21 protein-coding genes are annotated in these 20,768 nt (G+C 47.2%); 12 read left to right on the top strand and 9 right to left on the bottom strand.

Features of this window, described 5'->3' with window-relative positions; translation table 11 throughout:
• Window positions 1–17: 17 nt before the first annotated feature.
• From ACLWNV_RS06800 to ACLWNV_RS06785, 4 genes are all read right to left on the bottom strand, one after another.
• The gene (locus ACLWNV_RS06800; RefSeq protein ID WP_413587177.1) at window positions 18–704 is read right to left on the bottom strand and encodes a MarC family protein; all 687 of its coding nucleotides are present in this window, start codon (window positions 702–704) and stop codon (window positions 18–20) included.
• 37 nt (window positions 705–741) lie between these two features.
• Window positions 742–2,610, bottom strand: coding sequence for a 7TM diverse intracellular signaling domain-containing protein (locus ACLWNV_RS06795; protein ID WP_413587176.1), 1,869 nt, complete (start codon window positions 2,608–2,610; stop codon window positions 742–744).
• 87 nt (window positions 2,611–2,697) lie between these two features.
• Complete coding sequence (locus tag ACLWNV_RS06790; protein ID WP_413587175.1) at window positions 2,698–4,731, bottom strand: response regulator; 2,034 nt, start codon at window positions 4,729–4,731, stop codon at window positions 2,698–2,700.
• Window positions 4,732–4,747: 16 nt separating this feature from the next.
• A complete protein-coding gene (locus ACLWNV_RS06785) occupies window positions 4,748–5,167 on the bottom strand; it encodes a response regulator (protein WP_413587174.1) in 420 nt (139 codons plus the stop codon).
• Window positions 5,168–5,342: 175 nt separating this feature from the next.
• Between ACLWNV_RS06785 and ACLWNV_RS06780 the strand changes: the two genes are divergently transcribed.
• Window positions 5,343–5,972, top strand: coding sequence for a hypothetical protein (locus ACLWNV_RS06780; protein WP_413587173.1), 630 nt, complete (start codon window positions 5,343–5,345; stop codon window positions 5,970–5,972).
• Here the strand turns inward: ACLWNV_RS06780 and ACLWNV_RS06775 are convergent.
• A complete protein-coding gene (locus tag ACLWNV_RS06775) occupies window positions 5,911–7,320 on the bottom strand; it encodes a sensor histidine kinase (RefSeq protein WP_413587172.1) in 1,410 nt (469 codons plus the stop codon). The genes ACLWNV_RS06780 and ACLWNV_RS06775 overlap by 62 nt on opposite strands.
• A 63-nt stretch (window positions 7,321–7,383) precedes the next feature.
• A complete protein-coding gene (locus ACLWNV_RS06770) occupies window positions 7,384–7,929 on the bottom strand; it encodes a hypothetical protein (protein WP_413587171.1) in 546 nt (181 codons plus the stop codon).
• A gap of 88 nt (window positions 7,930–8,017) precedes the next feature.
• On the opposite strand from ACLWNV_RS06770, the gene ACLWNV_RS06765 reads away from it, so the two are divergent.
• Window positions 8,018–8,464 (top strand): OsmC family protein, encoded by a 447-nt coding sequence (locus ACLWNV_RS06765; RefSeq protein WP_413587170.1) that lies wholly within the window; start codon window positions 8,018–8,020, stop codon window positions 8,462–8,464.
• 23 nt (window positions 8,465–8,487) lie between these two features.
• Here ACLWNV_RS06765 and ACLWNV_RS06760 read toward each other — a convergent pair whose 3' ends face one another.
• Window positions 8,488–10,092 carry an FAD-dependent oxidoreductase gene (locus ACLWNV_RS06760; RefSeq protein WP_413587169.1) on the bottom strand — a complete coding sequence of 535 codons (1,605 nt, stop codon included), beginning with the start codon at window positions 10,090–10,092 and terminating at the stop codon, window positions 8,488–8,490.
• A 211-nt stretch (window positions 10,093–10,303) separates the two neighbouring features.
• On the opposite strand from ACLWNV_RS06760, the gene ACLWNV_RS06755 reads away from it, so the two are divergent.
• The 10 genes from ACLWNV_RS06755 (at window position 10,304) to ACLWNV_RS06710 (ending at window position 19,511) form a co-directional block, all read left to right on the top strand.
• Window positions 10,304–11,419: a GGDEF domain-containing protein gene (locus tag ACLWNV_RS06755; protein ID WP_413587168.1), complete on the top strand. Its 1,116-nt coding sequence runs from the start codon at window positions 10,304–10,306 to the stop codon at window positions 11,417–11,419.
• Between the two features lie 266 nt (window positions 11,420–11,685).
• Window positions 11,686–12,621 carry a S8 family peptidase gene (locus ACLWNV_RS06750; protein ID WP_413587167.1) on the top strand — a complete coding sequence of 312 codons (936 nt, stop codon included), beginning with the start codon at window positions 11,686–11,688 and terminating at the stop codon, window positions 12,619–12,621.
• Between the two features lie 7 nt (window positions 12,622–12,628).
• Complete coding sequence (locus ACLWNV_RS06745; RefSeq protein ID WP_413587166.1) at window positions 12,629–13,315, top strand: methyltransferase; 687 nt, start codon at window positions 12,629–12,631, stop codon at window positions 13,313–13,315.
• An 86-nt stretch (window positions 13,316–13,401) separates the two neighbouring features.
• Window positions 13,402–13,728, top strand: coding sequence for a VOC family protein (locus ACLWNV_RS06740; RefSeq protein WP_413587165.1), 327 nt, complete (start codon window positions 13,402–13,404; stop codon window positions 13,726–13,728).
• A gap of 153 nt (window positions 13,729–13,881) precedes the next feature.
• Complete coding sequence (locus ACLWNV_RS06735) at window positions 13,882–14,712, top strand: C1 family peptidase (RefSeq protein WP_413587164.1); 831 nt, start codon at window positions 13,882–13,884, stop codon at window positions 14,710–14,712.
• Window positions 14,713–14,735: 23 nt separating this feature from the next.
• Window positions 14,736–15,389: an HD domain-containing protein gene (locus ACLWNV_RS06730; RefSeq protein ID WP_413587163.1), complete on the top strand. Its 654-nt coding sequence runs from the start codon at window positions 14,736–14,738 to the stop codon at window positions 15,387–15,389.
• Window positions 15,390–15,498: 109 nt separating this feature from the next.
• Window positions 15,499–15,996 (top strand): twin-arginine translocation signal domain-containing protein, encoded by a 498-nt coding sequence (locus ACLWNV_RS06725; RefSeq protein WP_413587162.1) that lies wholly within the window; start codon window positions 15,499–15,501, stop codon window positions 15,994–15,996.
• A complete protein-coding gene (locus tag ACLWNV_RS06720; RefSeq protein ID WP_413587161.1) occupies window positions 15,993–16,448 on the top strand; it encodes a hypothetical protein in 456 nt (151 codons plus the stop codon). Before ACLWNV_RS06725 ends, ACLWNV_RS06720 begins: the two co-directional genes overlap by 4 nt.
• Window positions 16,445–17,614, top strand: coding sequence for a hypothetical protein (locus ACLWNV_RS06715; protein WP_413587160.1), 1,170 nt, complete (start codon window positions 16,445–16,447; stop codon window positions 17,612–17,614). Before ACLWNV_RS06720 ends, ACLWNV_RS06715 begins: the two co-directional genes overlap by 4 nt.
• Window position 17,615: 1 nt before the next feature.
• Window positions 17,616–19,511: a hypothetical protein gene (locus ACLWNV_RS06710; RefSeq protein ID WP_413587159.1), complete on the top strand. Its 1,896-nt coding sequence runs from the start codon at window positions 17,616–17,618 to the stop codon at window positions 19,509–19,511.
• On the opposite strand, the gene ACLWNV_RS06705 is transcribed toward ACLWNV_RS06710, so the two are convergent.
• The gene (locus ACLWNV_RS06705; protein ID WP_413587158.1) at window positions 19,499–20,176 is read right to left on the bottom strand and encodes an RluA family pseudouridine synthase; all 678 of its coding nucleotides are present in this window, start codon (window positions 20,174–20,176) and stop codon (window positions 19,499–19,501) included. The two genes, ACLWNV_RS06710 and ACLWNV_RS06705, sit on opposite strands and share 13 nt — an antisense overlap.
• The gene (locus tag ACLWNV_RS06700) at window positions 20,173–20,766 is read right to left on the bottom strand and encodes an RlmE family RNA methyltransferase (RefSeq protein WP_340599678.1); all 594 of its coding nucleotides are present in this window, start codon (window positions 20,764–20,766) and stop codon (window positions 20,173–20,175) included. Before ACLWNV_RS06700 ends, ACLWNV_RS06705 begins: the two co-directional genes overlap by 4 nt.
• Between the last annotated feature and the right edge of the window lie 2 nt (window positions 20,767–20,768).

The following is a 20,768-nucleotide window of genomic DNA, read 5'->3' as shown; positions in this document are numbered from 1 at the left end:
AAACGATAGCGCCAAAATCAATTTTTGATAAGCAGTTTTGCAACTCCTAAGACGCCGTCCACCATAATTTGGATGCCCACACAAAATGTCAAAAATCCGCTCAGCTTATTGAAAACCGACAAGGCCTGGGAGTTCAGACGATCCAGGATCGTGGGCGTTAGCGAGTAGCACGCAAAAATGACCCCTGCCATGATCACGCAGGCCACCGCTGTCGCCAGCAAATTGAAAAGATATATGCCGGGATTGCTATGATAGCTGTTCGCACTCAGGGCCAGCAAGACGGAAATGGTACCTCCGCCCGTCGTGGTTGGAAAGGCCAGGGGATAAAATAACATGGATTTTACGGATCTCCCATGAACCGAACTTTTTGGTTCAACCACTTTCTCCTGATCTTCAGAGGGATCTGCCGCTGTCAGAATGGAAAAACCCATTCTTGCAATCAACAATCCCCCGGCAATCTGCACCACGGGGATAGAGATTCCAAAAAGCTTAAAGAAAAGACCACCAATCATGGTGGTAACGATGCAGATACTTAAACAGTACATGGATATGGCAGCAGCGGCGCGGATTCTTCCGCTGCGACTTTCACCCTTTAAGAAGGGTCCTACGATGAGGGCTGTTCCGATGGGATTCACCGGTGGGAAAAGCGCAACAAAGCAGACGAAAACATAATGATAAAAAGAAGACAGGGAGATCGCATCCATAATCCAACGCTACCTGAACTTTGAGGCTTTCGCAAGATCACGCTTTAGTTGGAAAAATCAAACGCACTTTGGTTCCAGAATCTGTATTCTGACTGTGATGAACAGAACTGATCTCGACTTTTCCGCCAAATAATCTCATGTATTCTGCGATCAGGGTCGTGCCCAGTCCGGTGCCGGTTTCATTCAGCGTCCCGCGACTGGTAACGAGTCGCTTTTGTGAAAAAATGCGTCCCAGGTCGTCAGCGGAAATTCCGACCCCTTGATCCGCAATTTCACAAACCACGGTGTCAGACGCCTCAAACACATTTACGGTAATGAGCTTGTTATCGTTGCTGAACTTGATCGCGTTAGAAAACAGGTTTGAAAGAACCTGGTTTAAAAGAGCAGATCGATCCGCACGAACCGAAATATTGGCCGGAACATTCAAAGTCACTTGAAGATTCTTTTCTTTCAACTGCCAGGCATACTGGCGAACGACCTCTTCACAGACCGGCAATAACTCCAGTGTCTCCATCTCTGCATGTTCCTTGAAAACATGGTAAACTTCCTCGTGCCTCACAGATTTCAAAATTTGAATCAGCTGATCGGTGGCACCGTGAATTCGCTCCAGATGTTCACCGGCACCTTCGTTCTGAACGTGCTTCTTCAGCATTTCTGAATGATACAAAAGACCAGATGCCGTATTTGCCACATCATGGGAAAGCACCCGAACTAGGCGATGATAGCGCTCTTTGTCCTCTGCGGCTCGTAGTGCCCGGCGCTTTTGTTCATCCAGAATTCTTATCTTGTAAGCCAACCCCAAAGACAGAATGATCATCTCTCCCAGATTTGCAAAAAGCAGGGAGTACATCGTGACACTGGTATTCGGAATGAATCCATGAAATGCCGCCAGCCAAACAAAAGTTCCCACAAAAACCACGGCCCAGCTGAACAGAAAATAAACCGCCAGCCTGTGAGAATGTTTGAAGTACATGTAAAAGCCGCAGAAAATAAAGAACAAAATGGAAAGTGCAATGGTTCCATCAATCCAAAAACCCAACCAGAATAAGCCGCGATGGGTGTTGGCAAAAAAGCTCGCCATCATTGGTATCAGCGAGAGACATTGCCCGATGCGAATACCCCAATAGCAAACTGCAATATCCCGGGTAATATTCAAGAATCTTTTTACAAACATGCAGGCCGCGAAAGCCGACAGCGACGAAAAAAACATCAAATAGTTTGAAAACACCAGATGTCTGTTCAGAAAAATATAGGTGTCGATCACTCCATGCAAAATCAAAGCAGTAACGCCAAAGCACGCCGCAAAGAAAGCGTAAATCAGGTAATCGCGCTCGTTGGTGTACACTCCCAAAAGAAAGTTATAAGCGACCAGCGCCAGGATGCCGCCAATGTAAAAAAAGAAGACCATGCGGGCGCTATCTTCCTGACTCTCAAAATCCTTAACATCCGCCAGAAACACTTTTGAATTCAAAGCATGATGAATCTCTCTTTTGATGATGAACTCAGCACTCTGATAAGGCTCCAGACTGATTGGAAATGCGGCTAATCGGGAGTGATAACTTCTCTCCACCAGGGTAAATCCCGGACCTGAATAGGAAGGTGCATAAGCATTGTCGCGCCAAAGCAACAACCGTCCTATTAGCGGAGAATCAAAGTAAAGAACTTTCTCCATCGGCTGGGCGGAGTCATTGTGAAGAGTGATTTTAAACCATTGGTTTTCCGAGGTATAACCCTGCTGCAGAGTTGATCCTGGGATATTATTGAACTGAACCTGCAAAGGATCATTGATTTTCGCGGGTGCAGATCCCCACTTGATTTCGGGCGTGAGATCCCACTGCTCGGCAAAGGCCGAAGCGGAAATCAACAAAGACAATACAGCAATAAGAATTCTCAGCCCCAGGGTCATCTTCGGATATATCGGAATGGCACCCCCGACATTGAAGTCCCTTCCGGTTCATTAACAAGATTGAAATAAACCTGACCAACCAGACGGTTAGATTCCAACCATCGAAGAGGCACCAGGAGAGGCCAGCTCCAGAATTTTCTCTTTAAGCAGGGGCAAGTTCAAAGGCTTCGGCATGTGAGCCTGGAATCCCACCTCAAGTGCCTTCTCAATATCCTCTTTCCCTACATAGGCCGTAAGGGCGATCGCTGAGGTGTTGGCACGTCCATGGTCATCCTCCCAATCACGAAGGCTTTTAATCAAAGAATAGCCATCTAAGACCGGCATACCGATATCACAGATGATCACATCGAACTGGTCTTTTTTGGCCAGCTCCAGACCCTTTTGCGGATCACTGGTGCCTTCCACCACTGCTCCCGACTTACGTAACAAGTGTTGCAGCAGGCTTAATGAATCCTCAGAGTCATCAATCGCCAATAGATGCATCCCCTGAAGATTGCGATTGGGCACACTTACGTCCTGCACTTCCTTTTTTTCAACGGGAGCGCTGTCCACGGCTCGTAATTGTTGGATGGGAACCCGGATTGTAAACTTGCTGCCAAGGTTTTTCCCGGCACTAAAAACCTCGACCGTGCCCCCGTGCAGTTCCACGATGTGGCGAACAATTCCCAAACCTAATCCCAATCCCATGTGCTGACGAGTGATGGCGGAATCCTCCTGCCAAAACCGATTGAAGACATCTTTGTGGTTTTCGATATTGATACCCACGCCGTTATCCTCGATCGTAAACTCAAACAGATCCCCCATTCGTCGGGCATTAATAATAATTTTGCCCCCCACCGCCGTGAATTTGACGGCATTGGAAAGAAGATTCCAAATTACCTGTTGCATGCGGTCCCGGTCGCCCCACATTCTTCCTAAATTAGGCGCCAGATGCAGTTCCAACCTTAGCTTCTTGGCAGCGGTCGCTAGACTTAGGGATTCAACACAAGACTCGATCATATCATCCAGGGCAAAGAAACTTAGATCGAGTTTCATTTTTCCCGTGATGATTCGCGAAACATCCAAAATCTCCCCGATCAGACGGGTTTCAATTTTAAGATTTGAATCAATGATCTGCATGGCATTCTGATATTCAGGAGAATTCAATTCAGACTCTTTCACGATTTCCAGATAGCCGGTAATAATATTTAAAGGCGTACGCAGCTCATGGGACAGGGTCGCCAGGAACTCATCTTTCTTTTGATGGGCCTGTTTCAAACTCTCAATTTTTTGCTGAACCATACGCTCAAGATAGGAGTGCGTGGAAACCGAGGAGATGATATTCGCCACGGCCTTGACGAACTCAATTTCGTCATACTTAAAAACGCGGTCGCGATGATCGTAAATCATCATCACCAAGGGAGGCACATCCAGGTCCTTGCTGACGATCACCATGTTGACACCGGATTTCAAACCAGCGTCAGCCATTTTGCGTTTTTCCTCTTCAAGTCCCAGATGCTCCAACTCGCCAGATAAAAAAGGAACCCCGTCACTGACCATTCGGGCCAGGGACTTCACCGCCTGATCTGAAGGCTCTACAAACTGCACGAAATCCACCAATAAGGCATTCAGCAGGATTTCGCGGCAGCGTAATTTGACCTTTTCAACATTCACTTCATTCAGGGCGAACTGACTAAGATCCGAAAGCAGCGCCGTTTGATGAAGTTGCTGCTTGATTTTAATTTCGGCCTCTTTGCGCTCGATCGCGCGAAAGATCGAGCGAAATAACATTTCGGAGGTAAGATGGGCTTTATTAAGAAAGTCAAAAGCCCCTTCCTGTACGGCGCGGATTGTGCTGTCACGGTCGGATAGCACTGACAGAACAATAATCGGCAGATCGCTGGCCACTTTGCTTATGCGTGGAAGAGTTTCAACGTAAGAGCTGTCAGGCAAATGCGGATCCAAAAGAATGACATCGAATTTCTCTTCGCTTAAACGCTGAATAGCTTTATTTAAGAACGCCTCCCGGGTCACCGAAACATCCACTTCGGCAATCTGATGCAAACACTCCCGAACAAACTCCGCCTGTTGGTCGTCGCTTTCGATCAGTAGAATATTAAGTTTCTTAATTTCTGCTGCCACAGATCACTCCACCCATTCAGTTGCGCAGTTCTGGTTTTTGTTCAGCGTCCATCTTTCGTCTCATAGATTCAGCGATAATCAGTTGCGAAACCCGCAGGTGCAGCAACTGGGCATCAAAGGGTTTTTCGATGATTTCCACACTGCCTAAGCGTGCAGCTTCGGTCTGTAATTCCAAAGACGGGTTGCCGGTTTGCACGATCGCGACTGTATTCACATTTCCCTTGCGTGCATGGGCCACCAAAGCAATACCAAAGCCGCCTTCGATATTTTGATCTGTGACAATAACGTCAGGTTTTAGGTCAGAGAGGATGCCCACGGCCGTATCGAAGTTCGTTGTGAATTCAACTGTTTGAAAAAGATCTTTCAAAGAATCAGCAATCATTTCTCCGAGGTCTTGGTCATCCTCGACCACCAGGAGATTCATTTTCTGCAGCATATGTTGCATCCTTTTAGAGGTATACACCTAAGAGTGATCGTAAGAATTTAACTTTGCAACCGGAGCACAAATGGATTTTAACAAAATGTTATTTGCCGAAAAAAGTAAATTGAATGAGCATGTCTTGATACATTGGATTCGTTCTTCGAAAACGCCCCTCTCATTTGCCCCTGCCATGAGTTTCTTTGTGTTGGGCTTTAAAGATCTGCTTTTAAATCTGGAGTATCCGCAGGCGACGACGACGCTTGAAAAAGCTGTTAATCATCACTGCAAGGAAGACCTCGAGCACTGGCAGCTATTCCTGGATGACCTTGAGACGATGAATGTCGGTCAGAGCGCTTGGGGCACCAAGACGACAACTGCACTTCGACAGATTTGGTCCAACGACAACTGGCGTGTTCGTCAGGCGACGTACAAAATGATGTCGCTGACTTTTCAACAAAACAGCGCCGGCGTCCGCCTGCTGATGATCGAGTGCCTGGAATTGGCCTTTGCGGTGTTTATCGAGGCGGTAAGAGCTTCAGACTCCCACTCGCCAGAGGCTTTGAAATACTTCGGCGATCACCATTTCTTTGAAGAAGCGAGCCACCAACAAGGCAGCTGGATTGATGAAACCCATCAGTTGGACCTGAACGAATTACAGCTGACGGATGAGGAGTCAAAAGCAGCCGCCATGATTTTGTTGGAAGTATTCGAGTGGTTTCATTTGATGTTTACTTCCTGGTATAAACAGCGCGCTATCTTTACGTCGCCTTCTCAGGTGGCCTTGAAAGAAGCGGTTGTTTTGCAACCAAGGGAAGTTTAACCCGCATGCAGACGCCAATATCCCGGGTATATCTGGGATCTTTGTAGTTGGATTTAAATTCAATTCGTCCGTGCATCATATCGACGTAAGCTTTAACCAGGGGCAGGCCAAAACCTGTCCCTTTTTCATTGTGCAACCCTTTGCGCGTCGTCGCCCCGGAAAATGAAAATAGCTTTCCGGCCAGGTTTTCAGGAATGCCGATACCAAAGTCAATCACCTCGATGTTCAGGTAATGGGCATCATCATAAAGATGAATGACGATCTCCTCCCCTCGCGGAGAAAACTTAATCGCATTACTTATCAGGTTCCCCATCACCTGGGCCTGCAACAACTGGGCATCAATCATAACTGCTGAACTGAAATTTTTGCGATCATCTAAATACCGAACCGTCAGGTTTTGCGCAACCAGCTGTTCAGCATGATATTGAACAGCTCCATGCACTGCGACCAGAGGGTCCCCCATCTCCAGTTCCAGATTTTTTTTACCTGAAGACACGGCCTGAAGCTCACGCACTTTTTCGATGGTGCTCATGATATGATTTAAAGACTTACGCAGTCGATCCAATGAAAGATTCTGCCCAATTCTCTCCATTTTTCCCAGCGATAGCATCGCTGTGGTCACGGGTGTCGCCAAATCATGAATAAGAATGGACAGCAAAGCTTTATTGCGAGTGTCGAGGGCCACGAGCTCTTTGGTTTGCTTGGTTACTTCCTCTTGAAGTTTGCCACTGTATTGGCCAGCCATCTGCCATAAAAGGAAGCTCGGAAAGAAAATCGAGAAAGAAAACGTCAAAAGAAACGCCATCGTATAGCCAAAGACTGCTCCCGCCTCGCTTTGTCTTAGGAACGGATAGTCCAGATAATGAAGCGCCAACAAGAACAGCAACAAAGCCAATACTCTAAAACCTTTGATATCATCCCGGCCGACGTTGTGACGGAAGGCTTTGGCCGCTGCCGCGATCAAAGGCATCGCGATGGCAACAGCACTAAAAAAAGAGGCCGCCCGATAAGATTTAGTCAGATAAAGAGTAACCAAACCCAAAAGAATCAAAGTTACCGGTACCGGATAAATCCACCGGCGACTGCCATCTTTTCCCAGTAATGCCAATGTGATTTCGTAATAGACCCAACTTGCAAGAACATAAAAGCTGAAGGCCAGAAGCATCTTATAGTCAAATCCGACAAACCGGCTTTGCATAAAAAAGTTGATAGCCGTAATAACCCAGCTCAAAGTGATGTAACCGAAAATCCGATTGCGATGAATGTACCATAGAGCGGTTGACGTCAGGACGTTGACCAGCATCGTTCCGGAAAACACCAGAATTGTGATATACAAACTCTCACTCATTCAAAAAGTGTACGCCCGGCCTCAGGATTGCCAACTGAATTCAATTTTTACAAATAATTCCTGTCAAAGACCAACGGGAAAAAGCTCTCCACGAGAAACACTTTTTAGTTGAGAAAGATTGCGAATCCAGACGACTTTTTGCTTCAGATGATCGCGATTCAGAATTCGCAGAAGCTCCGGGCGCATCTGTTGATGAACCTTTTTGATTGTCTTATATAGCTTTTGGGTTTGCTCCCAGGAAACCTCGCTGCAGCCCTGGGGTAACTCTTTTCGCGGGCTCCATAGATTTACGATCTGTCTTTTCGTCGCCCACCAGTAGTGGCGCCACAAAGGGTAATCAATCATGACTATACAGTCTGCTTGCTGCAGTCGTTTTTCCAAAATATCCAAAGGTCCATACCCATCGATGATCCAATGAGAACTTTCCTGTACTGCCATCAGCATGGCAATGGATTCCTTATGAGGTCTGATTTTCATCCCAGGCAAAAACTGAATGGAATCCACATGGGTCAAAGGAAGCTTTAAAAGCACTGCCAACTGACGGGACAAAACGGTTTTCCCCGCCCCGGCATTTCCGATCACTGCAATTTTCTGTGGATACTGACTCATAGAATGATCTTTAACAAAGTCCTTATCTGGCGGTCAACGTCTGCGGCAATCCCCCTTACTCTTTTAACTCACAAAAAGGAGGATTCGTATGGAAAGAAAAGCCAATGTCATCTGGAGAGGCAACCTGCAACAAGGTCAGGGAGAAATCTCAACTGAAAGCGGAGTGCTCAGTAAGGCCCCTTACTCCCTGATGCGCCGATTTGGAAATGATCCAGGCACGAATCCCGAAGAACTTATCGCGGCGGCTCACTCATCTTGTTTTACCATGGCTTTAGCTGCTGCCTTGACTCAGCAAAATTTCACGCCAGAGTCCCTGCAGGTCAGCGCCGCGGTCAGTATTGAAAAAAATGGTTCCGACTGGGTCATCACCCATTCCAACCTGGTTTTGCGCGCAAAGGTTCCGGGCATTGATGCCAGTAAGTTTAAATCCATCGCGGAAGATGCCAAGAACAATTGCCCGGTATCACGTCTCTTGGATACAGAAATTTCTTTGGATGCATCGCTGGACGAAGGCGAAATGCACGCCCAACACTAGTTTCAAGTTGAGCCCTTTCCTTGTTAAGGACTGGGCTCAAAATAATTTGGTGGTGGTGGTTCGGTTCTTTTTAGGTGGCGCTCATAGTCACGCAAAATCTCCTCCACCTTATCGTAGTCGATTCTTTGCAGCGCCTGCTCGACTTTCAGGTTTTCCAGATCCCGTCCCACTGACAAAAATGCCACAATGCGATCATCTTCATAATAGACGACAGCGAAATCATCTTTTAATGGATCACCCAATACATCCATTCGGTCAAATCGATCGGAATGACCGATGTAACAAATGATTTTATCAAACTGCTGGGTCCAAAAAAACGGTACGTCCTGATATTTGGTTTTACTTCTTAACATATTGCAGGCAACGACCTGCCCTTGACGTTCTGCCACTTCCCAGTGCTCCACCCGAATAGGACGCTGACTTCTGGGATCAGGCCAGCGCGCAATATCTCCCGCCGCAAAAATTCCCGGCACACTGGTTTCGAGGTATTCATTTACCAGAACACCGTGATCCAGTTCGCAGCCGGCTTGCTCGGCCAGTTGTAAATTTGGTTTTATGCCGGCTCCCACAATGACAAAATCACATTCCACGCTGGTTAGATCATCCAGAATCACCCGGTCTGTCAGAATCTCTTTCACTGTGTGTCCCAAATGAAAGCGCACACCATGGGATTCGTGTACGTGTTTTAAATAGCTGCCCACATGAATGCCCAGGCTTTTAATCAGCGGCATTTCTTCAGGAGCCACCACATGAACTGCAATTTTACGTTGAGTCAAAGATGCCGCCACCTCCAGACCGATAAAACCAGCACCAATCACTACGACTGTTTTACCTTCCTCACATCTGCTGATGATCTTGCGGCAGTCTTTAAGCGTTCTTAACATCATCACATTTTCGCCATTCACACCAGGGATAGGAGGAGTGATCGGCTCCCCGCCTGTGGCCAGCAAAAGTTTATCGTAGTGCAGAAGCCGTCCATCTGACAGCTCCACCGTCTTTTTTTCAGATTCGATTTTCACCGCATCCGTATTTAAATTAAGCTGAATCTTATTCTTTTCAAAAAACGAATCCTTCAGAATAGGCAGCCAGTCTTCCGGAGCATTCCCTGATAAATAGTCTTTCGAAAGATTGGTGCGATCATAGGGCGAAGCCTCGTCATGACTGACCATTTGAATGGTCCCGGCAAAACCCTGACGGCGCAACATCGCTGCACAGGAAGTCCCCGCGGCCCCACCGCCCACTATCACCACCTGCTGACTTTCCGTTCCGCGCAGGATGGGCAGAGGAATGGTTTTCTTGCCTTTGACAAAGATTTTTTCATCGACGATTTCAGTTTGCCAGCAGGAAATAGGCGTCAGTGCCGGGGCTTTTTCCGCCTCTCCGGTTTTCACGTTAAAACTGGAGTGATGCCAGGGACAATGAATATGGTGACCTACCAATAGGCCTTGATTTAACGGCCCGCCATAATGCGAACAGTTGGCACCGACGGCATAGATTTCCCCTTCCACGTTAACCAACAGGACTGATTTATCACCCACGTGCCCCAGCAAAGTCTCACCTTCCTGAATCAGCTCCACCGATACACCTTTGGAAAAATCAGGTCCGGTAAGTTGCGCACTCGTGCCCATAGGGTGACTCCTTTTTCGTCAATTAATGGATATTTTAGTATTCTTGTGATGAGGACTTGAGAAAACCTTCACACAGTTGCGAAAAAGCACCATCGCACCACGTATCATTGTGAGAATCGACCCGACTTGCGTCTGGAAGCCGTAAACATTCAACTCATATTTTCCGAAATAGAAATGATGATATTTTGCTGATATTTCCCGGAGGCAGAAGTTGAAACAGTGGATGAAAAAGCTGGTTGATCAGTTGGACATGGACTGGGGATCTGCACCTCATAACAAAGACTCCAAAGGCAAGGACGGACCTTCTTTATCTGAAGATCGTGCGACGTTGCTATTTATTCTGGATGTCTTAAATAAAAACCTGTTCGAGGTGCAAAATCACTCGGTACGTAAAGTACGCGCCAAGCTTGATACTGTTGCCAAGGAACTGATGACACTGGAAGGTGCTGAATTAGAGGATGCTCTTTTCCGCTTCCGTCAGTTTTTCTCAAGCTATCGCATTGATGAAACCACATACGTGCAAAACACTTTTGATGATTTTAAACGCATCATCTGGGACTTTGCTGACAACTTAGGGGACGAAGTCGCGGCTGAAGCCACTTCGGAAGGACAGGTTAATGCAAGCCTTGCGCAATTGCGTGAAGCTGTGGAGTCCAACTCCATCGAGGACCTGCGTGCCAAATCCCGTGAGTTTATTGATTTCTATTTGAAGCATCAAACCAGCTCTAACGAGCGCCGCTCAAAACGTATGGAGTCGGTAAAGAAAAGTCTTTCCACAGTCAAAAAGCAACTGATGGAAGCCAATCGCACCATGCGTTCAGATCATTTGACCGGAGCTCACAATCGTAAGAGTTTCGATGAGCAGGTAAAACGCTACATCCAAATCAACCAACTGGATCACGATCCGGTGACGATGTTGTTGTTTGATATCGACTTCTTTAAGAAGATCAACGATGCCTATGGGCATGATATCGGCGATTTCGTCCTGCAACAGTGCGTGCGCTTGCTGCAGGAAAGCTTTAGCCGCGAGGTGGACTTTGTAGCCCGCCTGGGTGGCGAAGAATTCGCGGTGATCCTTCCTGGTTGTGATACCAAAGCCGCCATCAAAATGGTGGATGAGTGTATGGCGAAGATCCGTAAAGAGGTCTTCGTTCACGGGAATCTGGAAATCCGCTTTACCGTCAGCTTGGGTATCGCCCAGCTTGAAGCCGGTGAAAATCCAGACGGCTGGTATAAACGCGTCGATGAGGCTCTTTATACGTCGAAGCAAACGGGTCGCAACAAATACACTGTGGCGAATCCGCCCGGAATCAAACGAGTCGCCTAAAGCAGATGGCAGGTCCCACTATATAGTGGGATCGCCCGCTTCCAGAATCCCTGTTCCATCATAAGCAAATATAGCAGTCAAATTAGAGGAACTTTTAAGCTGGTGTTTAAAAGTTGTGTATGTATGTCGCCTTTTAGACAGCTGAAATGCGTTTTACGCTGTTTAAGGATTTATAAACACAAGTGACAAATCTCTGAATGAGACCCCATTAGATTTGCTTATAGCTGGCCCGCCCCGTGCAATACCCCCAAGCAACGGGGGCGGACATGAGATCACTGAATCTGATTCAAAAAACTTTCTTTGGAATACTCTCTGCGACTCCGGTTTTTTGGCCCGCAGTGGCTTTGCCACGCACCTTGGAACCTGATCGCGACATCGTCATTGCAATCATCGATACCGGTGTCGACATCAATCATCCCCTTATTAAGGACAACCTTTGGGTGAATCCCAAAGAAAAAACAAATGGCTTGGATAACGATGGCAATGGATATGCCGGGGACCTCCACGGATGGAATTTTGTTTCTGAAAACAGTGATCTTGCTGATCACCATGGGCACGGAACTCATATTGCCGGCATCATTCGCCAGCGGACCCTGTCCAAGCGAGTGAAATTCATGGTCTTAAAATATTATGATCCTGAACAGTCAGGCCGGGTGAATTTAGTCAATACCGTTCGTGCAATTCGGTATGCGATTAAAATGAAAGCGGACATTATTAATTATTCTGGCGGTGGCGACACACGCAGTGCTCTGGAAGAGCAGGCAATCCGTGAAGCCCAGGAGAAAGGAATTCTCTTTGTCGCTGCCGCCGGCAATGATGGTCGTAATACCGATAAGATAGGATATTATCCTGCGGGTTATAATTTGCGAAATATAATTTCCGTCGCAGCTTTGGATAGTGATCGTCATCTGATCGACAGCAGTAATTACGGATCTAAAAGTGTGGATATCGCGGCCCCGGGCAAGAACGTATACTCTTCCCTGCCCGGCGGCCAATTTGGAATCATGACCGGTACCTCTCAGGCCACGGCGTGGGTTACAGGTTTGGCAGCGGCCTTGATGCTGCAAAATCCGGAATTGCGTGATCCTGAATTGATCAAGATGAAACTGGAAACGGAAGGTGTGCGAGACCGTTCTTTGGCGGGCAAGCTTAAATCCACAGTTCGCATTACCGCTTTACAGAACGATATCTCAAGTTTATAAAAGGTTATTGAGCGCAATTGAATTTACCCCGCAAGGGCCCTTTCCACTGATCAACGATGACGAACACTCTTATCAAGAGGCGCAAGAACATTCTGTCGTGGTTGATGAGTGGCTGGGATTTAAAACCGCTGAAATTGAACATGCTTTACTGAGCTCGCAGAGCTACAACGTTCAGGCTAATAAAGAAATCCCCGTAAATTTCTGGCGCGGGCTTCCCGTACAAGCACTGCAAACTCCCTATACGGAAATCCGTCACATTCTTGAGTTATTAAAACCCACGGAGGGCCAGCACATCGTGGATCTGGGGTGTGGATATGGTCGCATGGCTTTTGTGGTCGGCAAACATTATCCCAAAGTGAAGTTCACCGGCTACGAACTTGTGGCCGAGCGTGTGAACGAAGGCTGTCGCATTCTTAAAAAGTTTGATTATCCGTTAGTCGCAATTAAAACCCAGGATCTGACCGATCCCCAGTTTGTACCGGTCTCAGCTGACTACTATTTTATTTTTGATTTCGGAAGTGCTCCGGCAGTTGATAAGACCCTGGAAGATTTAAAGGCTATTGCAAAAACACGCTCCATTCAAGTCGTCGCCCGCGGTCGTTATATCCGACATCGTATATTTCAGTCACATCCTTGGCTTGCTGAAATGAATGAGCCCCAGGTCTTTGATCACTTCACTATCTTTAAGTCCTAAAAATCATTCACAGGAAATGAACTGCCATCAAACAACAGACCATGACTGGTCTTGTTCGGACCAGAACACAGGCAGATTATTAGCTCATGGATACACATCAAAATCGTTCAGAAAAATTAAGCCGATGGTACGAAGAAAATCTTCACCTGCACCGCGATGAACGCGGTGGCTTCATCGAAGAACATCTGGAAATGACCGAGGGTAAAAAGCCCCAAATGTTGAGCTTCCAGGTGCAACGCCTGGCTCCACTGATGCAAACTCTCGCTTCTTCGGGAATAAAAATCGTCGATCACATCGACGAAAATAACCGCGGTCGCTTTGCCTGGTTCTATGATCCGGAAGGCAATAAGGTGGAGGTGTGGGAGCCTTGGGATGAATCTCAAAGCCTGGTTGACTTACCGGAGCCCGATTGAGCCTCATAAAAAGCCCATGACCAAATCCTGTACAACCCGGTAATTTCTTACCCGGCCCTGTCCTTGCCTTGTCTTCAAACCCCGCCGTATTCCTTCTTAATTGGCCACAAGTTTGCAGAATCACTGAACGATATTTAATATGAAGGAATTAAAATGACGTTTGTGATCCGCACTCTATTTTTCTCTGCGGCCCTATTGTGCTCTTTTTATCTAAAGGACGCCAAGGCCGAAAGCATCGTACTTTCTGATATTCAAACTCCGGTTAAGAACCAGAAAAAACGTGATACCTGCGCTTACTTTGCAGTGAACGCCCTGGTTGAATCGACTTTCAAAAAATTGACTGGCGAAGACTATGATATTTCGGAAGAGTTTGAAATCTTCCGTCATAAGGTAGCCAATGCGTGGCGCCCTGAAGTTGAATTCGGCAATACCTATGATCTTCTTCAAACCATTAAAAACGACATGTATGTTTATGAAGAGGCCGAGCTTCCTTATCAGGAAGACAGCCCGGATTTCACCAAGCCACTTAGCAATCAGCAACTGGCGTTTTATGATTTGCGCAAACAAAAAGTTCCAAAGGTGCAAATCAGAAGCCTTAACTTTAAACAGCTGACACAGATGTTCGTGCAACGTCCCTGGTCTGAGCACGTGATGACAGAGATCAAGCAAAACCGCCCTGTGGTTGTGACCTTAAATGTGGCGATTCCCCACATCAATGATGCCAAAGGTACTTTCACAATGACTCCGGAAATCGCTGAGCAGTGCGCAAGCGCAAAAATCCCATGTGGTGGCCACGCCATTCTTTTGGTGGGTTATGATTCTGATCGTCGCTTGTTTATGTTTAAAAACTCCTGGGGTCCTGAATGGGGCAACCAGGGTTACGGCTTTGTGACATTTGACCATGTTGACAATTATTCGGATCAGTTCTTAACTGCGTATTTTGACAAACTTACTTCTCCTTCAGTGAAACGAGTGGGTCAGTAATCCAAAATTAAGAGATGGAATTCATGAATCAAGAACAGCAGGCATTTGACGAAAAAAAATGGTTCCATCTTTTCAAGAACAAAGCGCGGGTTTTGTATCCAACATCAGATCCCGCCCATGACTTCCTGCACATCCAACGCGTGGTTAATACCGCTAAAAGTCTTTGCGATTCAGAAAAAGGCCGTTGGGAAGTGGTTATGCCGGCCGCCTTCTTTCACGACTTCATCAACGTTCCAAAAGGCGATCCCCGCAGATCCTATGCCTCAGCTCTTTCCGCTGAAGCAACGATTGAGTATCTAAAATCAGTTCAATACCCAGAAGAGTTCTTTGAGGATATTCGCCACGCGATCGAAGCCCACAGCTATAGCGCCAATATAAAACCGACGACATTGGAAGCCAAGATCGTTCAGGATGCAGACCGTCTGGATTCCCTGGGGGCGATCGGTATCGCCCGTTGTTTTGCCACAAGTTCGTTAATGAGCCGTCCCTTTTACGCGGAAGAAGACCCTTGGGCCGAGCAACGCACACTTGATGATAAGAACTTTGGCATCGATCATTTCTATCAAAAGCTATTTAAACTGCTGGATCTGATGAATACGGACACCGCCAAAAAAGAGGCGCAACATCGTGTTACCTTTATCAAAGAATACCTAGCTCAAATTAAACGCGAAATCTGACCCTTTCCAGGGTGATTTGTTGAATGAAATATCAAGTGGTGACCTGTGGGCACCACTATGATTCCAAATACTTAGCAGGTTTTCCAGGCTCTCTGGTAAACCTCTTTCCATGAACAGAAGACACTTTTTAAAAGGTGCCGCCCTAACGGGGGCAGCCCTTACTATGTCGAAGAATGTATTAGCTGCAGAACTGCCTGTGGCGACCGGCGAAGCCTGCCTGATTCGCATGGATCAAGTGACGGCGGAAGCCACTTACTTTGCCCGCTATGAGCACTTCCATATTCTGGCAATTCCTCTGTCCGTTTTGATCAAACCATCAGACAACGGGTACACCACTCGCACCAGTCCCCTCGATCAGGCTTCTTCGGATGAAAAGGCCTTTAACGAGTTTATCAAAGAGACCGGCCTTGATGGCGGCAGTCTTCGCACGCACTCCCACTCTGTGACGTTCACAAAAAACGAACTTGAAAGAATCGCAGACGGCGAAAAAGAAGTGAAAATCACTGTTATGACTCCAAAGGGCAACTTGGCCCATCATTTCTACTTCACCGCATCGCGCTCGGCTTTAATTAAAATTAAACGGGGTCGTGGAGATAACCAGATATGATCTCCCGTCGTGAGCTTCTAAATTCACTAACAAACTGGTCAGCCGAACAAGCTGCTTGCCTCGCCGTGCAAGGAGAGTTTGTAACTGAAAGCCAGGACTCACCGTTCTTTGAGCACTTTCATTTTTTATCTATTCCCGTTTCGGCATTGTCCACTATCCCGGAAAACGGAATCACTCTGAAAACTTCGACAATTGATCTGGCATCTTATGACCAGGAAACCTTCAAACGCTTTATCACGGAAACAGGTTTGAATGCCGAAGCCCTGCTGAAACATTCCCACGAAGTAAAAATTGATGCCGCAAAATTGCAGGCTATCGCCGATGGTCAGAAATCTGTCGAGATCCGCGTGATCTCTGCCAACGGCAATTACGTTCATAACTTTTTAATCACCGCCTCCCCTATGATCCTGGCCACCGTTCGCAAAGCAAAAGCCAAAAAGGAAGTCCTATGAAATCCCTAATCTGCTCGGTCCTATTACTTATTTCCATGGCAACCACGGCCCAGGCTTACTTTGTAGCGATCCCCGAAGGACAATTCGTTGACGCTAACAAACGCGTACGTATTTTGGTTTCAGGCCGAGGCACTGATCTTAGCGAAGAACCGCAAAAATCTGCGCTAACTCGTGCGCAACTATATAAATTAAATTTTCCCGATGAGCAGATCGTCCTGATGTCTGTTTTTGAAAACGCCACCAACGAAGCGCGCCTGGCCAGCAAAGGCTGGGTCTTCATCGTTAAAAATGATCAGAAGTTTGAAACAAACTCGATCTCCAAAGAAATTCTTAAGTATAACAAGATCCGTTCCTTGGAATTCTTTGGTCACAACTCCCCGTCTTTGGGCACGCAGGCCGATGGATTGGGTTTCCGTTATGATTTCCGTCAACCCATTGTAAAATCCATTGCCGGTCATTTTGATGTAAACGCTTATGCCGTTATCTATGGTTGCAACAGCGGTTGGATCAACGCACAGGAGCTTTCAAAAAAATGGCATATTGCTGTGGCGGGCTCCTTCACCGGAACTCGCTTTGAAAGACTGCACAGCGATGGGCACTTTTATGTCGAGCAGGATAATCGCTATCCCAACAACAAGTGGGCCACGATCAATCCCGACTTAAATGTGAAATGCTCGGATGGCGGCTGCTTGCGTATGCGTCCGATGTTTTCCCACTATGCCGGGAAATGGGGCGACTTTCAGGGGCCGATGCTAAGTCATTACAAATATTTTTGTGAACTGGCTCCCCGTGACTGCGAAAAAAGCATGGCTTTGTCTTTATATGGATACGTTGCCGAGAAAAGTTTGAGATCCAACTCCAGCTTTGCAGAATTTAGCCAGGTGGCGAAGGAATGGCTTTGCCCCGTCTACGTCGACCGCACAAAAGTAAATGATTGCTATAAGCAGCTTGCCGAAATTGAAGCGGGCCGTGGCAACATGATGATTTCATACGTGGTGAACGATGACCAGCTTAGCTGCAACCTGCAATCCTGTCAGGCAGTTATGACCTGTGACGATCACAGCTGCAATATCAGCGAGCGTTCTTCAAAAAACTCCACAACCCTGGCGCAGGAATATCTGCATCTTCTGAATGGATTCAGAGCCCTTCAAGCAGACGGAATGTAATATGAAATCTCTGAAGTTATTTCTTTCAGCCGGTTTACTAGTTGCCGCCTGCTCTACAGCACAGGCTCATGACAACCTGGAAAATGCTTTAAGTATTTCCAAGCCTGAAACTTTGAAAGCTCTTGAACTTCAGGGTTTCTCTTTGGCGGACCTGATTAATCCCGGTCAGAAACTGGGAGTCGTCGGCAACTCACAACTGTCTAAGACAAACTTCAGCGTGATCTTGGAAAATCTGAAATCAGAGTTCGCAGTCTATCAGCAAATGAATCCCAAATCTGGTGTGGGAATGGCGTTCGACCAAAGACTTTTTGATTTGAATTATTTGACACACGAACGTGCGCGATTCGTATTGGTCGGAATTATCAATCGCATGGACGTGGGTTATAAAAATCCAAACCACTGTGGCGAGATTCGCTTTATTTATCGCCTGGCCTACAATGTGGAAAGCCAGGGCGTGAATGTTGCTTCCCGCCTGCCGATGACCATCAACCTTTTGTTGCATCAGGGATCGTCTGCCCAGTGCCAGGCGATTGCTCAACGCTGGCAAAGCATCACGGCTGATTCCACGGCTCAGGATATTTTAACTACAGGACCACTAAATCCCCAGATCTTTGATCGTTTGCAGATTAAAGATCTTGAACTGAATTTACAGATTTCCCGCATGGCGGCTTCTGAACGGCCTGATTTTGGTGGCCATGCAGAGTATTTATTAAAGGCCTACGAATGGACCGGTAAAGCTTTTGTCGAAACGACATTGGAAAATCAAATAGATCGCGCCAAGCTGCAGGCAGATGCCGGTCTGATGGCGGAATTCACGGCTTGGTTAAATGTACCAAAAAACATCAAGGCCATTGATGATGGAACGATGATATTGCCTAAAAAGTTTTTAGCAACCAACGCGATCTCTATTGCCCCAGGTGGCATCAATCGCTCGGGCAATCGCTTGTTCTTTGGCTTACTACCGAGTTCTGCTACGGACATCGTCAAAACCCAGTCTCTCGAAAACATCAAATCTTCTACCGCATTTTTGCGCCGTCTGAATGAATCCACCTGCGTGGGTTGCCATCAAACTCGCGCTATCGGTGGTTTTCATTTTACTGGTCGCGATCCCCAGGGAAAATACGCTGGTAACTCGGTCTTCTTACCTGGCTCTGCTCATTATATGGGAGACCTTGCCCGTCGCCGTGAAATCATCGACGCCTTTGCCCGTAACGAAACCATCGACTATTCCCGTGGCTTTGCTGCCCGTCCCCAGGAACGTCGTTCACAAAAGCTTGAAGGCACGGGCCTGTCAAATGGCTGGGGAGCTCATTGCTCGACGGGGAAAGACCCTTCCTTTAACAAATGGACCTGCGCCCCAGGGCTTGTGTGTAAAACACTTTTAGAAAAAGAAGACAGTCTGGGACTGGGCATCTGCCTTTCTGAAGTTCAACAAGTCGGTGATCCCTGTGAAATGGGCAAGATCGTCACCACGTCTTTTGGAAATGATAAATACACGCGCACTTCTGACAAGCTCGTTGTGACTGTAGCAAACGCCATGTGCTCTCCGCAAAGTCAGATGCCTGGAACCCGCACGGGGGGATTCTTAAACGGGAATATCAGAACACTCAGCTGCGAGAACCTGCCAGCGGAAGCCAGTTGCGGCCCCTTGCCTGCGGCTCGTCCCGGGTTTAATGCCTGCATTGGAACTAAAAACTTTGATGCCTGTTTAAAGGAATATTCCCTTGGAGTGGGACTGCGCGGATGCGATCAGCTCAATCCGTGTCGCGATGACTATATTTGTGCGGAAAGTTTTGAAAAGGACCGCGGCTCTTGTGTTCCGCCCTATTTCCTTTTCCAATTCCGTGTCGACGGCCATCCTAAAAAAGCCGTGGCACCAGTTTCTCAATCTAATTGAATTACCGAAGGCAGCTGAAGCTCTTGAGCACCGGGAGCTTTGCTGAAATCAATCTTAAATGCTCTTAAGGCAATGGCATCTTTGCCGGTCCATGGGACCTTAGAGCCATATAAAGTATCACCCACAATCGGAAAACCGTGACGACTTAAATCAAAACGCAGTTGGTGCGAGCGTCCTGTTACGGGTTGCAGGTCCCATTGCAAATAGCCCTGCTGATTCGTACCCAAATACTCAGCCAGCGTTAAGGAGTCTTTGCCTTCGGGACTTTCAAAGGCGCGGCGCTTGCCGCGCAGAATACGGGATTTCCACTCGAACTTTTGCCCTATACTTACGGAAAATTTCTCGCGGGAGTTTTTAACATTAGGAGGGATATGGGAAAAATCCTGAGACGTAGTCAGCGCACGATAAGTCTTGCTGACAGTTTTGTGCTCGAACCAGGCATTGGATTTTCTGTGGGCGTTGGCGGTCTTAGCATACATCACCAGGCCCGACACTTCAAAATCCAGACGGTGCACAGGATAGATCTGAATCCCCAATTGCTTTTGCAGGGCAACGCCTAAGCAATTGCGTTCGTCTTCGGCTCCCATGCGGCTGGGCGTGGAAAGCACCCCGGCCGGTTTATCGCAAATCACGAAATGGGAGTTTTCAAAAACGATCTGAATCATTTTTTATTAAGACCGATCAAAAAGATTTCTTTGGAAATTTTGCGGGTGGAATCAGGCTTCATCACTTCGCACTTGGCAAAGGACTTTTTGATTTCCTCGCGAAGCTTGGCGAAATCATCGCTGTGAAAAAGCTTGCAAACAAAATGACCGTCTTTACGCAGGAATTTGCGAGCCACATCCAACGCCAGCTCACACAGCTCCATAGAGCGCGCCTGATCTGTCATGCGAATGCCTGTGGTCTTAGGGGCCATGTCTGACATCACGATATCAAACGGAGGATGGAAACCATGATCCCGGAAAGTGTCTTCCAGGTTCAAATCACGAAGATCCGCCTGAATGAAAACAGCGTTTGGAAGTTTCACGGTTACCGGGCTTAAATCCACACCCAACACGCGGCCTTTAGCGCCGACCACTTTAGAAGCGTACTGAGACCACGAGCCTGGCGAAGCACCCAAATCCAAAACGGTCTGGCCACTGCCTTTAAAAATTTTGTATTTCTTGTCGATCTCTTCAAGCTTAAAAACCGAGCGTGCTGCGAAACCCTCTTCTTTAGCTTTTTTAAAGTATCTATCGCGTGGATTGTAAGTCATAT

This window comes from Bdellovibrio sp. HCB274 (genome assembly GCF_047306075.1).
In the GTDB taxonomy this organism is placed as follows: Bacteria; Bdellovibrionota; Bdellovibrionia; order Bdellovibrionales; family Bdellovibrionaceae; genus Bdellovibrio.
The sequence above is the reverse complement of the archived record's forward strand: the minus strand, read 5'-3'. Positions and strand labels throughout refer to the sequence as shown.